This is a genomic window from Ectopseudomonas composti (assembly GCF_900115475.1).
In the GTDB taxonomy this organism is placed as follows: domain Bacteria; phylum Pseudomonadota; class Gammaproteobacteria; order Pseudomonadales; family Pseudomonadaceae; genus Aquipseudomonas; species Aquipseudomonas composti.
Genome location: NZ_FOWP01000001.1, coordinates 599509 through 616367, shown reverse-complemented (window position 1 = coordinate 616367; position 16859 = coordinate 599509). Strand labels below are relative to the sequence as shown.

The 16859-nt window shown below is 64.2% G+C and carries 20 protein-coding genes; 1 reads left to right on the top strand and 19 read right to left on the bottom strand.

The window, feature by feature from the left end; all coding sequences use genetic code 11:
• Window positions 1–61 precede the first annotated feature (61 nt).
• From BM059_RS02710 to BM059_RS02685, 6 genes are read right to left on the bottom strand one after another with little or no spacing between them, the layout of a single operon-like run.
• Entirely contained in the window at window positions 62–616 is a 555-nt protein-coding gene (locus tag BM059_RS02710; protein WP_074936547.1) for a hypothetical protein, read from the bottom strand.
• The gene (locus BM059_RS02705; protein ID WP_074936545.1) at window positions 613–1722 is read right to left on the bottom strand and encodes a beta-ketoacyl synthase N-terminal-like domain-containing protein; all 1110 of its coding nucleotides are present in this window, start codon (window positions 1720–1722) and stop codon (window positions 613–615) included. The genes BM059_RS02710 and BM059_RS02705 overlap by 4 nt, the downstream gene beginning before the upstream one ends.
• A complete protein-coding gene (locus BM059_RS02700; protein ID WP_074676408.1) occupies window positions 1719–1985 on the bottom strand; it encodes an acyl carrier protein in 267 nt (88 codons plus the stop codon). The genes BM059_RS02705 and BM059_RS02700 overlap by 4 nt, the downstream gene beginning before the upstream one ends.
• A complete protein-coding gene (locus BM059_RS02695; protein WP_074936543.1) occupies window positions 1967–3157 on the bottom strand; it encodes an ABC transporter permease in 1191 nt (396 codons plus the stop codon). The genes BM059_RS02700 and BM059_RS02695 overlap by 19 nt, the downstream gene beginning before the upstream one ends.
• Window positions 3154–4038: an ABC transporter ATP-binding protein gene (locus tag BM059_RS02690; protein ID WP_074936541.1), complete on the bottom strand. Its 885-nt coding sequence runs from the start codon at window positions 4036–4038 to the stop codon at window positions 3154–3156. The genes BM059_RS02695 and BM059_RS02690 overlap by 4 nt, the downstream gene beginning before the upstream one ends.
• Window positions 4031–4435, bottom strand: a complete 405-nt coding sequence (locus BM059_RS02685) for a hotdog family protein (protein ID WP_074936539.1) — start codon at window positions 4433–4435, stop codon at window positions 4031–4033. The genes BM059_RS02690 and BM059_RS02685 overlap by 8 nt, the downstream gene beginning before the upstream one ends.
• 63 nt (window positions 4436–4498) lie before the next feature.
• Between BM059_RS02685 and BM059_RS02680 the strand changes: the two genes are divergently transcribed.
• Window positions 4499–5053 (top strand): methyltransferase family protein, encoded by a 555-nt coding sequence (locus tag BM059_RS02680; RefSeq protein WP_074936538.1) that lies wholly within the window; start codon window positions 4499–4501, stop codon window positions 5051–5053.
• 18 nt (window positions 5054–5071) lie between these two features.
• Here BM059_RS02680 and BM059_RS02675 read toward each other — a convergent pair whose 3' ends face one another.
• The 13 genes from BM059_RS02675 to BM059_RS02615 all read right to left on the bottom strand — a co-directional run bounded on the left by BM059_RS02675 (window position 5072) and on the right by BM059_RS02615 (window position 16784).
• Window positions 5072–5665: an Sbal_3080 family lipoprotein gene (locus tag BM059_RS02675; RefSeq protein ID WP_074936536.1), complete on the bottom strand. Its 594-nt coding sequence runs from the start codon at window positions 5663–5665 to the stop codon at window positions 5072–5074.
• A 67-nt stretch (window positions 5666–5732) separates the two neighbouring features.
• Window positions 5733–6173 (bottom strand): excinuclease, encoded by a 441-nt coding sequence (locus BM059_RS02670; RefSeq protein ID WP_074936534.1) that lies wholly within the window; start codon window positions 6171–6173, stop codon window positions 5733–5735.
• Between the two features lie 102 nt (window positions 6174–6275).
• The gene (locus BM059_RS02665; RefSeq protein WP_208606086.1) at window positions 6276–6665 is read right to left on the bottom strand and encodes a hypothetical protein; all 390 of its coding nucleotides are present in this window, start codon (window positions 6663–6665) and stop codon (window positions 6276–6278) included.
• Between the two features lie 26 nt (window positions 6666–6691).
• Window positions 6692–7918, bottom strand: coding sequence for a beta-ketoacyl-ACP synthase (locus BM059_RS02660; RefSeq protein WP_074936530.1), 1227 nt, complete (start codon window positions 7916–7918; stop codon window positions 6692–6694).
• Window positions 7918–8661 carry a 3-oxoacyl-ACP reductase FabG gene (fabG, locus tag BM059_RS02655; RefSeq protein WP_037000465.1) on the bottom strand — a complete coding sequence of 248 codons (744 nt, stop codon included), beginning with the start codon at window positions 8659–8661 and terminating at the stop codon, window positions 7918–7920. The genes BM059_RS02660 and fabG overlap by 1 nt, the downstream gene beginning before the upstream one ends.
• A complete protein-coding gene (locus BM059_RS02650; RefSeq protein ID WP_037000467.1) occupies window positions 8654–9127 on the bottom strand; it encodes a hotdog family protein in 474 nt (157 codons plus the stop codon). Before BM059_RS02650 ends, fabG begins: the two co-directional genes overlap by 8 nt.
• Window positions 9124–10326 carry a beta-ketoacyl-[acyl-carrier-protein] synthase family protein gene (locus tag BM059_RS02645; RefSeq protein WP_074936528.1) on the bottom strand — a complete coding sequence of 401 codons (1203 nt, stop codon included), beginning with the start codon at window positions 10324–10326 and terminating at the stop codon, window positions 9124–9126. The genes BM059_RS02650 and BM059_RS02645 overlap by 4 nt, the downstream gene beginning before the upstream one ends.
• Window positions 10326–10820 (bottom strand): hypothetical protein, encoded by a 495-nt coding sequence (locus tag BM059_RS02640; protein ID WP_074936526.1) that lies wholly within the window; start codon window positions 10818–10820, stop codon window positions 10326–10328. Before BM059_RS02640 ends, BM059_RS02645 begins: the two co-directional genes overlap by 1 nt.
• Window positions 10820–11539, bottom strand: a complete 720-nt coding sequence (locus BM059_RS02635) for a class I SAM-dependent methyltransferase (RefSeq protein ID WP_074936524.1) — start codon at window positions 11537–11539, stop codon at window positions 10820–10822. The genes BM059_RS02640 and BM059_RS02635 overlap by 1 nt, the downstream gene beginning before the upstream one ends.
• Before the next feature lie 12 nt (window positions 11540–11551).
• Window positions 11552–12799, bottom strand: coding sequence for an NAD(P)/FAD-dependent oxidoreductase (locus BM059_RS02630; protein ID WP_074936522.1), 1248 nt, complete (start codon window positions 12797–12799; stop codon window positions 11552–11554).
• Complete coding sequence (locus BM059_RS02625; protein ID WP_074936520.1) at window positions 12786–13934, bottom strand: cation:proton antiporter; 1149 nt, start codon at window positions 13932–13934, stop codon at window positions 12786–12788. Before BM059_RS02625 ends, BM059_RS02630 begins: the two co-directional genes overlap by 14 nt.
• A complete protein-coding gene (locus BM059_RS02620) occupies window positions 13931–16258 on the bottom strand; it encodes an MMPL family transporter (protein ID WP_074936518.1) in 2328 nt (775 codons plus the stop codon). The genes BM059_RS02625 and BM059_RS02620 overlap by 4 nt, the downstream gene beginning before the upstream one ends.
• On the bottom strand, window positions 16242–16784 hold the full coding sequence (locus BM059_RS02615; RefSeq protein WP_122950726.1) for an outer membrane lipoprotein carrier protein LolA: 543 nt from the start codon (window positions 16782–16784) through the stop codon (window positions 16242–16244). Before BM059_RS02615 ends, BM059_RS02620 begins: the two co-directional genes overlap by 17 nt.
• Window positions 16785–16859 lie beyond the last annotated feature (75 nt).

Here is a 16859-nt window from a genome sequence, read left to right as displayed (position 1 = left end):
CTGAAGCCCACCCTACGGGGCAAGTCTCGGTTGTAGGGTGGGCTTCAGCCCACCAATGACATCAACAAGCCTGTAGGTGTAGGACTTCGATGCCTACCGTCAGCTCGGCAAAGTCCTGTGCTTTCGTGGGGGCCTCGACCAATACCGCCTGCGCCTGGAAATCCCCGTCTTCGTCGATTACCACCAGCAACGCCTGGCTGATGGCGCCATCGGCCAGATCCAAGGCGGCCAGCATCTGTAGCTGTTGCCATACATTGGTGCCGGCACCGATAAACAGGTTCGGCCCTTCCAGTCCCAATTGGGCGGCGACATGGAAGCCGGCCGCATTGCTGACGCTGTTGACGAACTCGAAGGGTTTGGGCTGGCGCTGATGCACGCAGACCGCATCGAGCAGCGCGCCCATGGTGGCGCGGGCCGGGTGGCGTGAGGCCAGATAGAGGCCGCAATCGCTACGCACATGCGCTTTGAGTGGCGCGCTGCACAGCAGTGCTTGCAGGATCATGCGGTCGATACGTCGTGGCGGCGCGTCCAGCCATTGGCCCAGGGCGGCCTTGAGCTCCTTGTCGGAGCAGCTCGCATCTCCGCGAATGCTGCAGGCAGCGATGACTGGCTTCATACCTGGCTCTCCGCGCAGCGTTGCAGTACCAGGCTGGCGTTGTTGCCACCGAAGCCGAAGAAGTTGGCCAGCAGCAGGCTGTCCGCTGCCACGCGGGTCGGTTCGGCGCTGAGCGGCAGCACGGCTTCGGCGGCATAGTCCACACCTGGCAGGTTGGCGAGATTCTCCACCAGCAGCAGTGTTTCGCTGAGGCCACAGGCGCCCAGGGTATGACCGAGCCTGGGTTTGAGCACGCACAGTGGCGGCAGCGTGTCGCCGAACAGCAGGCGCACGCCATTGCTCTCGGCGCGGTCGTTGGCACCGGTGGCGGTGCCATGCAGCTTTACCAAACCGATCTGTCCGGCATCGACGCCGGCACTGCGCAGGGCCTCGCGCATCACCCAGTCGATATGGCTGCCGTCTTCGCGGGTGGTGGTCAGGTTGCTGGTGTCGCAGGCGCTGAAGCCACCAAGCAGCTTCGCCAGTGGCGCCTCGCCGGGCTCCCTGGCCAGCAGCGTGGCGGCATACGCCTCACCGAGAATCAGGCCGTCGCGCTCCGGGTGAAAGGGCCGGTAGGCGCCGCTCGGGCTGGTCAGGTCGAGGGCGCCGAAGCCTTGCTGGGCAATGGCGCTGGGTGTTTCGAAGGCCAGTACCAGCACACGTTCGTAAAGGCCGGCGGCGAGTATCCGTGCGCCATACAGTAGGCCGTTGGCGGCGCTGGTGCAGGCGGTATTGAGGGTGAACGCGTCAGCGAAACCCCAGCGTTGGCGCAGGTCTTCGGCCAGCAGGTCGAGTGAGGTCGAATGTTCTGGGCGAAAGCCGCCTTCTGCGGCGATCAGTTGTTCGAGGTCGTCGATATCCAGGCTGGTGCTGGCGATGATCAACAGGCAGTCATCCAGCGCACCTGGCTGTTCGCCCAGGGTCTCGCCGAGCAGTCGGTCGCAGCGCTGCTGGCGGCTTTCACCGCTGCGGCTTACGGCCAGGTAGGGGCGCGGTTGCTGCAGTTCATGCAGCTGGAACGAGCTCGACACAGGCAGTTGGCCGGCTTGCAGGGCTGCGCTGGCGGCGTGCAGGTCGGTGCCAAGGGCACTGTGCAGGGCGCCGCGCTGGAGATAGATGGGCGTCACTTTTTCTGCCTGATGAAGGCCGCGATGCTGGCGATGCTATTGAGAATACGCCGCCCATCCTTGGCCCCTTCGATGCGCACGCCATAGTGCTGCTGCAGTGCCAGAGAGACCTGCAGGGCATCGAGGCTGTCCATGGCGATACGACTTTGCTGACCGAACAACGGCTCGTCATCGGCGATGCTCTGCCAGTCGATGTCGTCTTCCTTGTCGCATTCACGGATCAGCAATTGCTTGAGTTCTTGTTCTAGTAATGTGTCGTCCATTGCGTTTGCTGCACTCGTCTGCGGAACAGGTAAAGCCCGCCGCCGCCCAGCACCAGGGCGAACAGCAGAAGGCGGGCACAGTCAGGGGCGATGTCGGCAAGCGTTCCCTGGCCCACCAGCAGGGTCAGGAAGGCGTCCAGCGCCCAACTCATCGGCGAGATTTCCGCCAGTTGGCTCATGGCCTCGGGCATCACGCTCTTGGGCACCATGATGCCGCCGATGGCGGCGAGGATGATATTGAGACCGCCGCCGAGCAGCAACGCCTGCTCGCCGCTACGTGCCAACGAGGCCAGCAGCAGGCCCAGGCTGCAAGCGGCCAGGCTCAGGCTCAGTGCCAGCAGCGCGTAGGCCAGTGGCGAGCCCGGCAGGCTCAGGCCGCTCAAACCGAGCAGAGGTAGCAGGTATACGCCGATGGCCAGCAACAGGGCGAACTGCAGCAGGTTGATCGCCAGATAAGGCAGCAGTTTGCTCAGCACCAGGATGCTGGGGCTCAGGCCCAACGCACGAAAGCGCAGCAGGGCGCCGCTCTGCTGTTCACGCTGGAAGCCGCCAGCCATCGGCAGGGCGACGAAGAACATGCCGAAGATCAGCCAGGCCGGCACGCTCAATTGGCTGGCGTTGGCCTTGCCGCTGAGTTCGCCGCTGGCCAGCATCTGTTGTTCGCTGATCTCGCTCTGGGTGCGCTGGCTGATCAGTTGCCAGCGTTGTTCGGTGCTCATGCCTGCGTCCAGCGCGTCGCTGTCTTCCAGGTAGGCCAGCAGGCGAGTCTGCGCCAGGGCGATGTTCAGCGCTGCGCGCAGGCGTTGGCGCGTCTGCCCATCGGTGCGCGGGGGAAAGCTCAGCGTGGGGCCGATGTGAGGCGTATCCAGCAAGGTCTCGGAAAAGTTCCTGGCCAGGCTGATGCGTGGCAAGGGTTCTTCGCTGCTGGCGAGCAGGTGGCTGCCCGGTAACTGTTCCTGCAGCGCGTGCTGGAAGAACGCGCTGGCTTCGCTGCCTTGCTCGATCTCCAGCACCAGGCTCAAGGGCGGCGGCTGGTCACGCAGGTAGCTGGACAGCGCGGCGGCCATCAGCACGAGAAACAGGATCGGCATGATGAACAGCACGGCCAGTGCATGCGGGTCGCGCAGCAGCAGCAGACATTCCTTGCGTACCAGCGCCAGTAATGGGCTCACAGGCGGCCTCCGTTGAGGCTCAGGTAGAGCTGCTCCAGCGATGGCCGGCCGAAGCGCAGCAGGCTCGGTGGGGTCGGCTGCGCGGCGAGGAACTGGGTGATCGCCAGCAGTTGCTGGCTGTCCAGATTGCCGATGCGCAGACCATCCGGCAGCGCCTCGGCGCTCAGTTGCAGCTGGTCGAGCAGTTGCTGAAAGGCAGCGGGAACCTGTTCCGGCCATTCCAGCAGCAGGCCGTGGCCGCCATCAAGCAGTTGCTGTTTGTCGACGTCGAGGCGCACCTTGCCTTCGTGCAGCAGGAGGATGCGTCCAGCCACACGCTCGACCTCGTCCAGATAGTGGCTGGTGTAGATCACCCCATGCCCTTCGGCGGCGAGCCGCTCGACGGCATCGAGCAGCATTTGCCGGCTGGCGGCATCGACGCCGACGGTGGCTTCATCGAACAGGTACAGGCGTGCGGGCTGGAGCAGGCCTATGGCGAAGTTCAGGCGGCGCTGCTCGCCACCGGACAGGCGTGCTGCGCGGCGTTGCAGTTTGTCTTCGAGAGCGCTGCTGGCGATGCTCAACTCCAGCCGCTGGCGGCGCTGAGCACCGTGCAGACGGTAGAGATCGGCGAACAGCGCGAGGTTCTCGGCCACCGTGAGTTCGGTGTAGAAGGCCAGTTGCTGTGGCACCAGGCCCAGGCTGCGCGGCCCGTGCCAGCGGATCTCACCTTGTTGCAGGGCCAGCGTATCGCTGAGCAGGGCCAGTAGCGTGGTCTTGCCCGCGCCGTTACTGCCGAGCAGGCCCAGGCACTGGCCTTCCTGCAGTTGCAGGTCGATGCCGTGCAGGGCGAAGGTGTCTGCGCCCGGGTAGTGGAAGCTGACGTCACGTAGCTCAAGCACGGACAAGCACCAGCAGCAGTTTTCCGTCCAGCAGCGGTTGGCGGCCGGCCTGGATGGTGAAGGCGTAGAGCGCGCCGGCCGGGCTCAGCGCCTCCTGTTGGGCGCTGACCAGCAGCGGTTCTGCACTGCGTGTGACCGGGTGCAGATTGAGCTGGGAAAGTTTGCCGACCAGGGCCATTTCAATGGCATCCGCTCCGCCGTATAGGGCACCATGTGCGGCGCAAAGCTGGGCGGCGGCTTCGAACAGCAGGCAAGGCGAGGCATTTTCGCCAAGCTTGTCGAGATGATGCCAGGCGCTGAGACCGCGGATAGTGAGGTTGTCGTGATCGACCAATGCATCCAGCCAGAGAGCATCGCCCTGGTGCGGCAGCAGTGTGTGCAGTTGGGTGCGATCCATGGCGGGCGGTCGGTACGTACGGGCGACGCAGTGTAACAGAGGCAGGGATAGAGGGAGGATGCAGTGACGATCTGGCAGTGGGTGGCTTTTGTGATGCTCAGCGCAGTGCTGGTGGGAATTTCCTGGCGCACCTTGGGCAATCCGCGCAGTCACGGTTTCTATCGTTTCTTCGCCTGGGAAGCGATGGCGCTGATGCTGGTGCTCAATGCGCCGTCCTGGTTTGGCGACCGCGGCGAGTTGAATCAGCGTATATCCTGGGTACTGCTGAGTCTTTCTCTGTTGGTGCTGTTCGCTGGCGTGTACCAGATGCGCCGTTTCGGACAGGCCGGTACGCAACGTCAGGATGATGAGCTATTCGCCTTCGAACGCACGTCGCAGCTGGTGACGGGCGGTATCTTCCGCTACATCCGTCACCCCATGTACTGCTCATTGCTGTTGCTGGCGTGGGGTATCGCCTTCAAACGCATCGATGTGCTGATCGTGCTGCTGGCGGTGCTGTCCAGCGTGCTGCTGTGGTGTTCGGCGCGCTGCGAAGAGCGCGAATGTATGGCCTATTTCGGCGATGCCTATCGCCAGTACATGGGCCGTAGCTGGATGTTCCTGCCACTCGTGCTCTGAGCGCCTCGTTCAGAAGCCCTATTTCGCGTTCTGGTGATCCAGCAGCAGCTGCCGATAGGCACGTTGGTAGTCCTCATAGCCGAGATTCTGCTGCTGCAGATCACGCACGCGTTCATCCAGGCTCTTGCGTGGCTCGGCTGTCGAGTGGGCCTGTGCGGCAGGTTGGGCCGTGCTGCTCAACTGCGCGCTGGCCAGCAACTCGTCGATGACCGGGTCGATCTTGCTCTTGGTGCCTTGCCATTTCATCAACGACAAACCGCCCTTACCGCGCAGGTGGTAGCTGGCTGTGGCCAGTGTCTGGCGACGGGGGCCGAGAATGGTGATTTCGGCGGTGGACAGATACGGCGCCATGTCCCAGGAACGGCGAGCTGTGTAAGTCACCACGTAAGGGCAATCGGCCCTGGGAATCTTCGAGTGGATTTGCGTCTGGATACCATGTCGGGCAAAGCCTTCCTGCAGCACGGGCACGAAGTCGCTGACCTGAACTTTTGGGTTCTCTTGGATGCACATTTGATCGGCCGCCGTATTTAGTGGCGTGACCCGGGTAGCGGTGCAGCCACCGAGTAGTGTTGCCGTCACGAGCAGTGGCAAGGCAATGCGCAGTTTCGACATGGTAGAGGGCTTCCTTGCGTGAAAAGGCCACCTTTACGGTGGCCTTTGGGGGGGAGTGCAGGTGGTGTCACTTCACCTTGGCGTACTTGGCCTTCAGTGCGACGCCGGCCATGATCGCGCCGGCGTGGCATTCGTATTTGCTGTCGTCGCGGTATTCCTTGTTCTTGTAGTTGCTGGCCAGGTCGACCACGGCGTTGGCGCCTGCGGCCTTGGCCGAGTTTTGCAGTTTGATCAGGGCCGATTGCAGTGCCCAGCTGCAAGCCGCTTCATCGGTCTTGTTGAAGGCGTTGGTCTTCTGGCTGGTGGTGACATTGGCGTTGATGATCTGGGCGCCAGCCGGAGTCTTGTTCAGGTAGAACTTCACCGAACCATCGAGACGACCAGCCTGGGTCGCTTCGTTGACCACCGACTGGAAGTCCAGGAAGTGAGCGGTATCGCGCGCCTGGCTGAGGCCGGGCAGCAGGGCAACGGAGAGAAGTACGGCAGTGGTCCAGATTTTTGCTTTCATGGTTATCTCCTTGAATATCACTGTATGGAAAAGCTCGTTCAACGTCTGCTGCGCGTAGGCCTGTAGCAATCACCTACAGCTCATTACCAACCAGGCACCCTGTCAGAAGGACGCCCTGTTCAGTTCCTGCTGGATGCTGCGATCCAGATTTTGAATCCACTTGTTGTAGTTGCGGTGGATCTTGCCGTTCTTGTAACCGAGGTTCTGGCTGTCGCGATAGCGGATCGAATAGCTCGACGCGCTATAGGGAATGGTGATCTCGGCCTGGTGATTGCGGCGCTGGATGAGCGCCATGATGTTGCCTCGGTCGGCACGCTCGACGGTCCATTGGCGGCTTTGCAGCGCGGCGAGAATAGCGCGGCGCATATCATCCTCACTCCTGACCGTCGAAGTCGGTGTGCGGTTCTCGATGTTCATCACCGGTTTCGACGTACAGGCTGCAACGCCCAGCAGCAGGGCTGCGATCAGAGCAAATCGAGTGAAACGAGACATCATCCGTGTTCCTTGTCTGTTGAAAATCAATGCCAGCGCTTGAAGATCAGCGAGGTATTCACGCCACCGAAGGCGAAGTTGTTGTTCATCACGTACTCGTGGCTCATCTGGCGGAACTCGCCGCGCAGATAATCCAGCTCACCGCAGGCCGGGTCGATCTCGTCCAGATTCAGGGTGTAGACGTAACTGTCCGAGTTCATCATCTCGATGCTGAACCAGGATTCCAGCGCGCCGCAGGCGCCCAGGGTGTGGCCGAGGTAGCTCTTCTGCGAGCTGATCGGCATCTGCGCGCCGAACAGGCTGCTGGTGGCCAGGGTTTCGGCGACGTCGCCCTGTTCGGTGGCAGTGCCATGGCCGTTGACGTAACCGATGGCGGAAGGTTCCAGGCCGGCGTCATCGAGCGCCAGCTGCATGGCGCCGCGCATGGTTTCCTGCACCGGCTTGGTGGCGTGCTGGCCGTCGGAGTTGCATCCGAAGCCGACGATCTCGGCATGGATAGTGGCGCCACGGGCGAGGGCGTGCTCCAGCTCTTCGAGCACCAGGATGCCGGCACCTTCACCGATCACCAGGCCGTCACGGGCGCTGTCGTAGGGGCGCGGGCTGGTGTGCGGGGCGTCGTTCTTCAGGCTGGTGGCGTACAGCGCATCGAAGACCATGGCCTCGGTGGGGCACAGTTCCTCGGCACCGCCGGCGAGCATCATCTTCAGGCGGCCGAACTTGATCGCCTCGTAGGCATAGCCGATGCCTTGGCTGCCGCTGGTGCAGGCGCTGGAGGTGGGGATCAGGCGGCCCTTGAGGCCGAAGAAGATGCTGATATTGGCCGCCGTGGTGTGCGGCATCATGCGGATGTAGGAGTTGGCATTGAGGCCGTCTGCCACAGAGTTCAGCAGCATGTTGCCGAAGGCCTTGACCTCCTCGGTGCTGCCGGTTGACGAGCCACAGGCCACGCCCATGCGCCCATCGGCGATGCACGGATCGCCGAGTAAGCCGGCGTGTTCCAGCGCGCGTTCAGCGGCATACACCGCCAGCTTGGACACCCGGCCCATGCTGCGCGTCTGCTTGCGATTCCAGTGCTTGGGCTGGACGAAATCGTCCACCGGCCCGCCCAGGCGGGTGTTCAGCTCGGTGAAGCGATCCCATTCGTCCATGCGCCGGATGCCACTTTTGCCGGCTTTGAACGCGGCCGAGATGGTTGGCCAGTCGCTGCCCAGCGAGGTGATACCGGCCATACCGGTGACGACTACACGTTTCATCAGCACAGACCGCCATTCACTGCGAGAACCTGGCGGGTAATGTACGCCGCTTCGCTGGACATCAGGAAGTTCACCGCACCCGCCACTTCTTCCGGCGTGCCCATGCGCGCCGCCGGAATCATCTTGAGGATTTCGTCCACCGGGACCAGCTCGTCGAGAATCTCGGTGTCGATCAGGCCGGGGGCGACGCAGTTGACGGTGATCTTGCGTTTGGCCAGCTCGATGGCCAGGGCCTTGGCGGCGCCGATCACGCCGGCCTTGGAGGCGCTGTAGTTGACCTGGCCGCGGTTGCCGACCAGCCCCGATACCGAGGTGATGCAGACGATGCGGCCCGCTGCGCGGCGACGGATCATCGGCATGGTCAGCGGGTGCAGCACATTGTAGAAACCATCCAGGTTGGTGCGCAGCACCTGATCCCAGTCCTCTTCGGACAGCGCCGGGAAAGCGCCGTCGCGGGTCAGGCCGGCGTTGCACACCACGCCGTAGTAAGCGCCATGGGCTTCAACGTCGGCCTCCAGGGCTTCGCGGCAGGCGGCGCGGTCGGATACGTCGAATTGCAGGATGCGCGCCTGGCGCCCGAGTTCGACGATCTGCGCCTGCACGGCTTCGGCCTCATCGCGGCGTGAGCGGCAGTGCAGGACGAGGTCATGGCCTGACTGCGCGAGGCGCAGGGCGATGGCGCGGCCGATGCCACGGCTGGAGCCGGTGACCAGAACGGTGGGGGCGGAAGTAGTTTCAGTCATGGGATTGTTCTTGCGGTTCTTGTGGCTCTTGTAAATAGACCGCCGGTTGCGGCGGGCGGAATACATTGAGACGGGCTTCGGCCTGGATGCCGGGCCCTTGGAGGTGGCATTCGAACACGCCCATGCCGTTGTCGTCCTGCAGCGAGCACAGGGCGCGGATGTGCAGTTCGCTACCAGCCGGGAAACGCTCGACGTTGCAGGCGTACTTGCGCGTGCCGAGCAGAAAGCCCAGCTCCACCGGCAAGCCGGCGCGCTTGGCCTGAATACCGGCGAAGGCGGCGATGGCCTGGGCCATCAGCTCGATGCCGGTCCAGGCTGGCAAGCTGCCGTCGCTGTCGCTGAGCAGGCCGTTGGGCCGCACCAGCAGGCGTACCTCGATGGCTTCCGTGTCGCAGCTCAGCACTTCATCGAGCAGCACCATGTTGCCGGCGTGGGGCACCAGTTCGGCGACGGGCCACAGCTTCATGGCGCGTCCCCCAGAATCAGCGCGACGTTGTTGCCGCCGAAGGCGAAAGAGTTGCTCATCAGGTGGCGACCTTGTGTGCGGAGGAGGCGAGCGCCGCTCTGGACCAGTTCGAGCGATGCCAGTTCGGGATCGCGCTGCCCGTCCCAGAGGTGCGGTGGCAGCAGGCCGTCACGGTTGTGCTCGCTCAGGGTCAGCCAGCAGAAGGCCGCTTCCAGCGCGCCGGCGGCGCCCAGGGTATGGCCGGTCATCGGCTTGCTCGACGAGCAGGGCAGGCCGTCAGGAAACAGGGCGTGCACGGCCTTGCTCTCCATCGCGTCGTTATGCCGGGTGGCGGTGCCGTGCAAGTTGAGGTAGTCGATCCGATCCGGCGTCAGGCCGGCGCTGGCCAGGGCCTTTTCCATTGCGCGGCGTGCGCCCAGGCCTTCCGGGTGTGGGGCGGAAATATGGTGGGCGTCGGAGGTGGCGCCGCCGCCGCAGAAAAGGATGGGCGCGGGTTCGCGCGTCATCAGGAACAGCGCCGCGGCTTCGCCGATGTTGATGCCGTTGCGGTTCACCGAGCACGGATTGCAGGGCTCGGCCGAAACTGCTTCCAGCGAGGAAAAACCATTCAGGGTCAGGCGACACAGGCTGTCCACACCACCGCAGATCACCGCATCGCACAGGCCCATGCGCAGCAGGCGCTGGGCGCTGAGCAGGGCGCGGGCGCTGGACGTACAGGCGGTGGACTGGCAGTACACCGGTCCCGCCAGGCCCAGCCAGTCGGCGAGGAAGCTGGCTGGGGCAGCCATTTCCTGCTGGGCATAATCGTATTCGGCGGGCAGCTCGCCTTCGTCGAGGTGGCGCGCGATATGTTCGCCCGCTTCGCGAATACCCGAGGTGCTGGTGCCTAGCACCAGGCCGACGCGATGGGCGCCGTAGCGGGCGATGGCCGCATGCAATTCGGCTTCGATCTGCTGCGCGGCAGCCAGCAGCAACTGGTTGTTGCGGCTGTGTGATGCCTCGAAGCCGGGCGGCATGGCCGGTAGGTCAACATGCACAGCGCCGACCGTCAGGCTGCGTTCGCTGACCCAACCGTCTTCGGCACGCATGCCTGAGGTATCGCCAGCGAACAGCGCATCGGCGACGGCTTGCTTGCCTTCGCCGAGGGCACAGAGCAGGCCGAGCGCATTGAGATAGCTGGGGGTAGGGGCGCGGGACATCAATCGCTTTCTTCCAGGTTCAGTGCACGTATCCGGTAATTCAGGCCGGTTTTGCCAAGGGCGAAATCCAGGGGGCCGTGGTAGTCGATGGTCCAGTCCGGCACAAGGCGGCGCTGGTCATCGCTTACCTGTTGCCAACTACCGGCCGGATAAGCCTGCAGCGCGTCGCTGCGGCTCAGGGCGAACAGCAGTGCGGCGAACAGTTCGCGGGCCTCGGCATTGGGTGGCAGCAGGCCGTCGTTGCGCCATTGTCCGGCATCCAGTAGCTGACGCGCCTGCGGGATACCGAGCGGGTCCATCAGTGACCAGCGCAAGGCCGAGCCTTCTTGCTGGATCACCAGTAGCCAGTCCTGGCGCACGTCCGCCTGCTCACGCTGGATCTGCAGGGTGAGCGGCAGCGCTGCGACCAATGCCGGGGCCGCTTGCGGCACGGGGGTGCGTGCGGCGCAGGCGCCCAGCAGTAGGCTGGAGACGAGCAGGAGTATGCGTGGCATCACGGCTTGCGCGCCACCACGTTGAGCAGCGTTTCGTCGCGTTGGCCGACTGGCTTGGGTCGCATCAGCCCCCAGCGTTCCAGCAGGCCGAAGTCCTTGGCGCGGCTCCACCACAGGTACGGGTAAGAAACGCTGGCATCGTCGAACTGGAAGCCCTGCGTACGCAACATGTCCAGGTACTGCTCGGCGCTGCGCTGCACGTGCATCGGGTGGCGGAACAGCCAGCGGATCACCCAGGTATCGATGTAGAACTTGGTCGATTCGGCCAGCAGCAGCCGACCGCCGGGTTTGAGCACACGCCAGAACTCGGCGAGCGCCTGCTCCTGCTCCACCAGGTGGTGCAGCGTCTGGTGGCAGAACAGCAGGTCGACGCTGGCGTCGGGCAGGTCGATGGCCGCGCAGTCGCTGGCGATCAGTTCGACCTCCAGGCCCAGGCGCTCGGCTTCGCGGCGCGAGCATTCGAGGCTGTGCGGGTCGGCGTCGAGACCGATCATCCGCGCCGGTGCGAAGGCGGCGTTGAGCAGGCCGAAGGAACGGCCCTGACCGCAGCCCGTGTCCAGCAGGACGGGAGCGTGCGGCAGCGGGCCGGCGATCAGACGTACCAGGTCGTTGATCGCGACCCGCAGTACATGGTGTTGCCAGACATGGCTCTGCAGGAACCAGAAGCCGAAGCGGGTTTCTTCGACGTAGGTGGGCGAGACGGGGCGCAGGGCGTTCATCGACTGTCCTTGTCAGGGCTGTGAACAAAGCTCGGCCAACACGCGCAGGCGCCGGCGAGGTTCGGAAACATAGGGATTCTTACCGTCCCAGGCGTAGCCGGCAAGGATCGAGCTGATCATGCGGCGAATCTCCGGCGAGGCGTTCTCGTAATAGATCACGTCCTGGAAGGAGCCCTCGTACCAGCCTTCGACGTAGACGCGGAAGGTGTCCACGCCACGTTTGAGCGGGATGGCGAACTCGCTTTCCCAGTCCACCGTTTCACCGTTCAACTGACGGTGCAGTAGCCCGGCGGCCATGCTCGCCGAGCGCATGGCGATAGTCACGCCCGAGCTGAACACCGGGTCGAGGAACTCGGCAGCATTACCCAGCAGAGCGAAACCCGGCCCGTGCAGGCTCTTGACGTTGGCCGAGTAACCGTTGATCTCACGCGCTGGGGTATCCCACGCGGCATTGCCCAGCACCTTGCTCAGCGATGGGGTCTCGGCGACGAACTGCTTGAGGCAGGCATCGAGATCCTTCGGGTAGTTCTCGTAGTGCTCGGCGGCGCAGACCACGCCCAGCGAGCAACGGCCGTTGCTGAACGGAATGGTCCAGAACCACACGTCGCGCAGAGTCGGATGGGTGGTGATGAGGATCATCTCGCGGTTGAAGCCTGAGGCCGGGTCGATGTTGTCCTTGATGTGGGTGAACACCGCACGGCGTACCGGGAAGGCCGACGGCGTATCGAGGTCGAGCAGGCGCGGCAGCACGCGGCCATAGCCGCTGCCGTCGAGGACGAAGGCGCACTCGACCTGGTATTCAAGGCCATCGGCCAGGCGGCGTATCGACAGGCGCGGGCAGTCGCCGCTGAAGTCGGCGGCGAAGATTTCTTCCTCGTAGCGGATTTCCACGCCCTGGCGCTCGGCTTCATCGGCCAGCAGCTTGTCGAAGTCGGCGCGGATCACCTGGTAGGTCGAGCCCTTGCCCGCGGTGAACTTGTCGCGAAAGTCGAAGCTGGTGTAACGCTCGCCCCAGGCGAACGCAGCGCCATGCTTGGTCTGGAAACCCGCGGCCTGAACCGCTTCAAGCATGCCAGCCTCTTCGACGAAGTCGAGGCAATGCGACAGCAGGCTCTCGCCGATGGAGAAGCGCGGGAAGCGCTGGCGCTCCAGCACCAGCACGTCGTGGCCCTGGCGCTTGAGAATGGCGGCGGCGATAGCACCGGACGGGCCGGCACCGATGACGACGATCTGACGTTGTTCGAGTTCAGGAGATTTCATAGCGGGCTTTCGCTTCATGATTGACGGCGTGCCGGCCTAGCAGGGCAGGCAGCAGAGTAGAGAACAGACTCATCAGCAGCAGGCCGAAGTACACCGTTGAATCAATCAGCTGGAGCTGCAGGAGCAGGTTGAGGAACACGATTTCGGTCAGGCCACGGATGTTCAGCAGCAGGCTTTCCCGCCACTTGATCCGCGCTGACGCGGCCGGGTCTGCCCAATGCAGGCCCAGCCAACTGCCAAGCACCTTGCTGATGACCGGCAGCGCCAGCAGGGTAACGATTACCAGCCCGGACAGGTGTTGACCCAGGCCATGGAAATCCACGCGCAGTACGCCATAAGTGAGAATCAGCGGAACCGCGATGCCATTGAGCAGCCCTTTCCAGTGACGCGGCGCCAGTGGCAGGACAAAGGGTTGCGTCAGGTAAGCCAGGCACAGCATGTAGGCGATGCCGAATACCAGCGCATTCAGTTCAAGCTGCTGGAGCACCAGCATCAGGGCGAAGAACGGCAGGCTGTAGAACAGTGGATGACGTAGCGTGAGCCTGTGCAGTAACAGAGGCAACAGCGCCGCCAGTAGTGGCCACAGCAGTGTCGTCGGCTGGCTGCTGCCCTGGGCCAGGCCGAACAGGCTCCAGCACATGAAGTCCATCAGGATTGCCGCGTGCAGCAGGCGTTTGCTGTCGGCTGCCGGGTAGCCGATGCTCTGCAAGAACAGATAGAGCACCGGGATCGCGGTGATGGAGAACAGCAGGCCAATGCCCAGTGCACTCAGCCAGCCACGTTCGCCGGGTAGCAGCCAGAGCGAGCAGGCTACGCCGGCCAGCATCGGCACGAGAAAACTCGGCAGGGCGATCTTCACGCAGGCCGGGCTGAGATCGAGGTCGATCACGTCGCTGAGGATGTAGCCCAGCAGCAAGGCGAAGCACAAGCCATAGGCGAAGTTCAGCCACGCGGGCGCGAGCAACTCGGCCGCGCTCAGTTGCCAGTGCGGCTCGGCCCACAGCAACAGCAGCGTCGGAATGACCAGCGCGGCCACCAGCAACTGGCCGACGATGGGAATCAGGCGGCGTGCGCCGATGATTGCGACCAGTGCGTAAATGGCCAGGGCCAGCAGCCAGAACAGGGCCACGCTCATGGATGCGGCTCCTTCGCAGGCGCGTCACCCGCCCAGGGCGCGAGGAGGAAGCTGAAGATCAGGCCGATGCTGATGGTCAGGCCGAAGTTGCTGACCGCCGGTGTGCTGGACACTGCCAGCAGGCCGAACGACAACCAGGTGGTCAGCGCCGACAGCAGCGTGCCGAGCAGGCTGGTGGCAGCGCCGCCGACCCGTTCGCGGATGAGGATGGCGTAGTCCACGCCGATGGCGGTGACCAGCAACAGGCCGAACAGGCTGAACAGCGTCAGCGGCTGGCCAAGCCAGCCGAGGCTGGCCAGGCTGGCCAAGGCGGCCAGCAGCGACACCGCCAATATGCGAGCAGCGCCACGTGCGCCGAAGAAGAAGCACAGTACGGCGAAGATCAGCAGGCAGGAGGCCAGTTTGAGCTCGGCGGCGCTGACCTGGGTGGCGGCGAACAGGCGATTGAGTTCGCCGAGGCGGTCAACCAGCTTCACACCGGCGAGCCCCTCGGCCTGGGCGGCCAGCAGATCGCTGTCGCTCAGGCCTTGCAGGCTGATCAGCCCGGCGACCTGGCCGTCATCGGCGTTGCCCAGCCAGAGCGGGCGCCAGGGTTCGCTCAGCGGCGCGGCGAGTACCTGCTCAACGCTCAGTGTCGGCAGGGCTTGCAGCTGTCGTGCCTCCTGCTCGATGGCTTCGGCAGGAATACCCAGCTCGGTGAGCGCGGCGCTGTGGCTGGGGAGCATTGCCACGGCCTGACGCAGTTTTTCCTGCTGCGTGGTCGGCGCGATCAGCTGACTCAGCGCCAGATAGCTTTTCAGCTGGCCCTGTTCTACCAGCGTGTCCAGGCGCTGGCTCAGCACCTGCTGGCGTTGCAGCAGTTGCTCCTCATCGTCGCCACGTACCAGGAAGAATTGGCTGGTCGGTTGCGTGCCGACGATCTGGCTGATGGCTTTCGATTGTTCCAGCAATTGCGGCGGCACGCTGGCCCACTGGCGCAGGTCATCCTTGTGCGAGAGCTGCAGCAAGCCAGCGGCGCAGAACAGGGCGAAGATCAACAGCAGCCAGGGGGTTGGCAGTTTACGCAGCAAGGCTTCACGCCAGTCGAGCAGGCGTTGCGCCAGCGCATGCGGGGGCTGCCAAGGGCGGATCTGGGCCTTGCCGAGCAGGGTTGGCAGCAGGAACAGCGTGCTCAGGTAGGCGCCGAGCAGGCCGGCGGCGGAGAAAATCGCCACTTGTTTCAGCGCCGGGAACGGCGTGAAGGCCAGGGCCAGGTAGCCGATGACGTTGGTCACCAGGCCCAGGCTCAGGCCAAGCAGCGTTGCGCGCAGGGCCCGCCAACTGTCCCAGGGTTGCAGCGTCCAGCTTTTCGACAGCAGGTGCAGGGGGTAGTCGATGGCCACGCCGATCAGGCTGGCGCCGAGTACCAGGGTCATCACGTGGATGTGGCCGAACACCGCGACACAGACCGTGAGCCCGGCGAGTACACCGATGGCGGCGGGAACGAAGGCAAGCAGTATGCGCACCTGGTGAAACACCAGCAGCATCATCAGCAGGGCGCCGGCGCTGGCGAGACCACCCATCAGACTGATCTCGCGAGTGGCCTCGCGCTGGCCATGGGCGGAATACAGCAGCCCGCTGCTGGCGAGCAAGTGGCCGCCGCGCGCCTCGACTTCGTCGCGCGCCTGGGTGACCAGATCGTCCACGGCCAGGGCCAGGTTGCCGTCGAAGGCGTCGGCATTGGTGCGGGCGCGCAGCAGTGCCCAAGTGGTCCCCTCGCTCTCGGCGATCAGCGCGCCGCTGAGGTCGACCTGGACATTGTGGTGATGGGGAAGGCCCTTTTCCACCAGGGTGCTGAGGCCGAGCAGGTCATCATTGGTGGCGACCACGCCCTGGCTGCGGAACGGATCGAACAGATCCTGAACGCGCTTTTCGATGAAGGCGGCCGGGTTGTCGATCAGCTGTTGACGGTCGGCAGCCGGCAGTAGCGCCAGGCGTTGATCCTGCAATTGCTGGCGTATGCTGGATAGGTCGGCTTGCGGGTCCCACTGCACCTTCTCGAACAGGGTCTGCTGCTGCCAGCGCGCGCCCAGCTCGGCGGCCAGCGCCAGCGCCTGCTCGCGCTGCGGATGGCTGATCAGTACCAGCAGTTCGCGGTTGAGCGGCTCCTGCATGCGCTGCACGGCCTGTTGTTCGAGCGCGTCCGGCTTGCCGCTGGGCACCAGTTCCAGCAGGTTGGCTGACACAGGTGCGCCCCCTCGCCACTGCCAGGCAGCAACGACGACGAGCAGGATCAGGGCGAGTGGGAAAAGCCGTGAACCCCAGTACTCAACTCTGGAAGTCATGTCGCTCCGCATCGCTCAGGGACTGATCGGCCCGATTGTCTTCAAGACGTAGCACGGTGCTGTCGCCCTGGGTTTCCTGCAGTTCGATGCGCTGCACCAGTTCACCGCCACTGATGACGATGGCTTTGAACACCTGTTTGAGCAGCACGCTGCGAGGCGTCAGGTCGAGCTGCCAGGCTTCGGCGCTGCCGCTCAGGCTGAGTTCGAAGTCCTGGCGCAGGCCGCTGCTGTCGCCCTTGAGCACGGCGAGGAACAGACGGTTCTGCTGGGCGGTGGCGCTCTGCTGGGCGACGAACTGCCAGCCCTGTTCGCTACGCCGGGCGATGCCTTGCGCGTCGATGCGGTAGTCCTGCTGCAGCGGACGTTGCAGCAGCCAGAGCAGGCCGTAATCTTTGGCCAGGACGAAGGTGCCGCGGCTGGTCAGCGGTTGCGGCAGTGCGCGCAGATGCTTTTCCTGAATGAAACTGCCACGCACCACTTCAGGCTCGCCGAGTTGCTCGCTGAGCTGGTCGAGGTCGAAAGCCATTGCCAACTGGGCAATGCCAGCCAGCAGTAGCCCGGATGCAATCCGGGAAAGGTAGCGGGTGATGAGGCGTTTTCC

Excerpts from the sequence above, each read along its gene's own strand:
- BM059_RS02710 (WP_074936547.1), bottom strand. The coding sequence starts at position 616 with ATGAAGCCAGTCATCGCTGCCTGCAGCATTCGCGGAGATGCGAGCTGC.
- BM059_RS02700 (WP_074676408.1), bottom strand. The coding sequence starts at position 1,985 with ATGGACGACACATTACTAGAACAAGAACTCAAGCAATTGCTGATCCGT.
- BM059_RS02685 (WP_074936539.1), bottom strand. The coding sequence starts at position 4,435 with ATGGATCGCACCCAACTGCACACACTGCTGCCGCACCAGGGCGATGCT.
- BM059_RS02675 (WP_074936536.1), bottom strand. The coding sequence starts at position 5,665 with ATGTCGAAACTGCGCATTGCCTTGCCACTGCTCGTGACGGCAACACTA.
- BM059_RS02670 (WP_074936534.1), bottom strand. The coding sequence starts at position 6,173 with ATGAAAGCAAAAATCTGGACCACTGCCGTACTTCTCTCCGTTGCCCTG.
- BM059_RS02665 (WP_208606086.1), bottom strand. The coding sequence starts at position 6,665 with ATGTCTCGTTTCACTCGATTTGCTCTGATCGCAGCCCTGCTGCTGGGC.
- BM059_RS02660 (WP_074936530.1), bottom strand. The coding sequence starts at position 7,918 with ATGAAACGTGTAGTCGTCACCGGTATGGCCGGTATCACCTCGCTGGGC.
- fabG (WP_037000465.1), bottom strand. The coding sequence starts at position 8,661 with ATGACTGAAACTACTTCCGCCCCCACCGTTCTGGTCACCGGCTCCAGC.
- BM059_RS02650 (WP_037000467.1), bottom strand. The coding sequence starts at position 9,127 with ATGAAGCTGTGGCCCGTCGCCGAACTGGTGCCCCACGCCGGCAACATG.
- BM059_RS02645 (WP_074936528.1), bottom strand. The coding sequence starts at position 10,326 with ATGTCCCGCGCCCCTACCCCCAGCTATCTCAATGCGCTCGGCCTGCTC.
- BM059_RS02640 (WP_074936526.1), bottom strand. The coding sequence starts at position 10,820 with ATGCCACGCATACTCCTGCTCGTCTCCAGCCTACTGCTGGGCGCCTGC.
- BM059_RS02635 (WP_074936524.1), bottom strand. The coding sequence starts at position 11,539 with ATGAACGCCCTGCGCCCCGTCTCGCCCACCTACGTCGAAGAAACCCGC.
- BM059_RS02630 (WP_074936522.1), bottom strand. The coding sequence starts at position 12,799 with ATGAAATCTCCTGAACTCGAACAACGTCAGATCGTCGTCATCGGTGCC.
- BM059_RS02625 (WP_074936520.1), bottom strand. The coding sequence starts at position 13,934 with ATGAGCGTGGCCCTGTTCTGGCTGCTGGCCCTGGCCATTTACGCACTG.
- BM059_RS02620 (WP_074936518.1), bottom strand. The coding sequence starts at position 16,258 with ATGACTTCCAGAGTTGAGTACTGGGGTTCACGGCTTTTCCCACTCGCC.
- BM059_RS02615 (WP_122950726.1), bottom strand. The coding sequence starts at position 16,784 with ATGGCTTTCGACCTCGACCAGCTCAGCGAGCAACTCGGCGAGCCTGAA.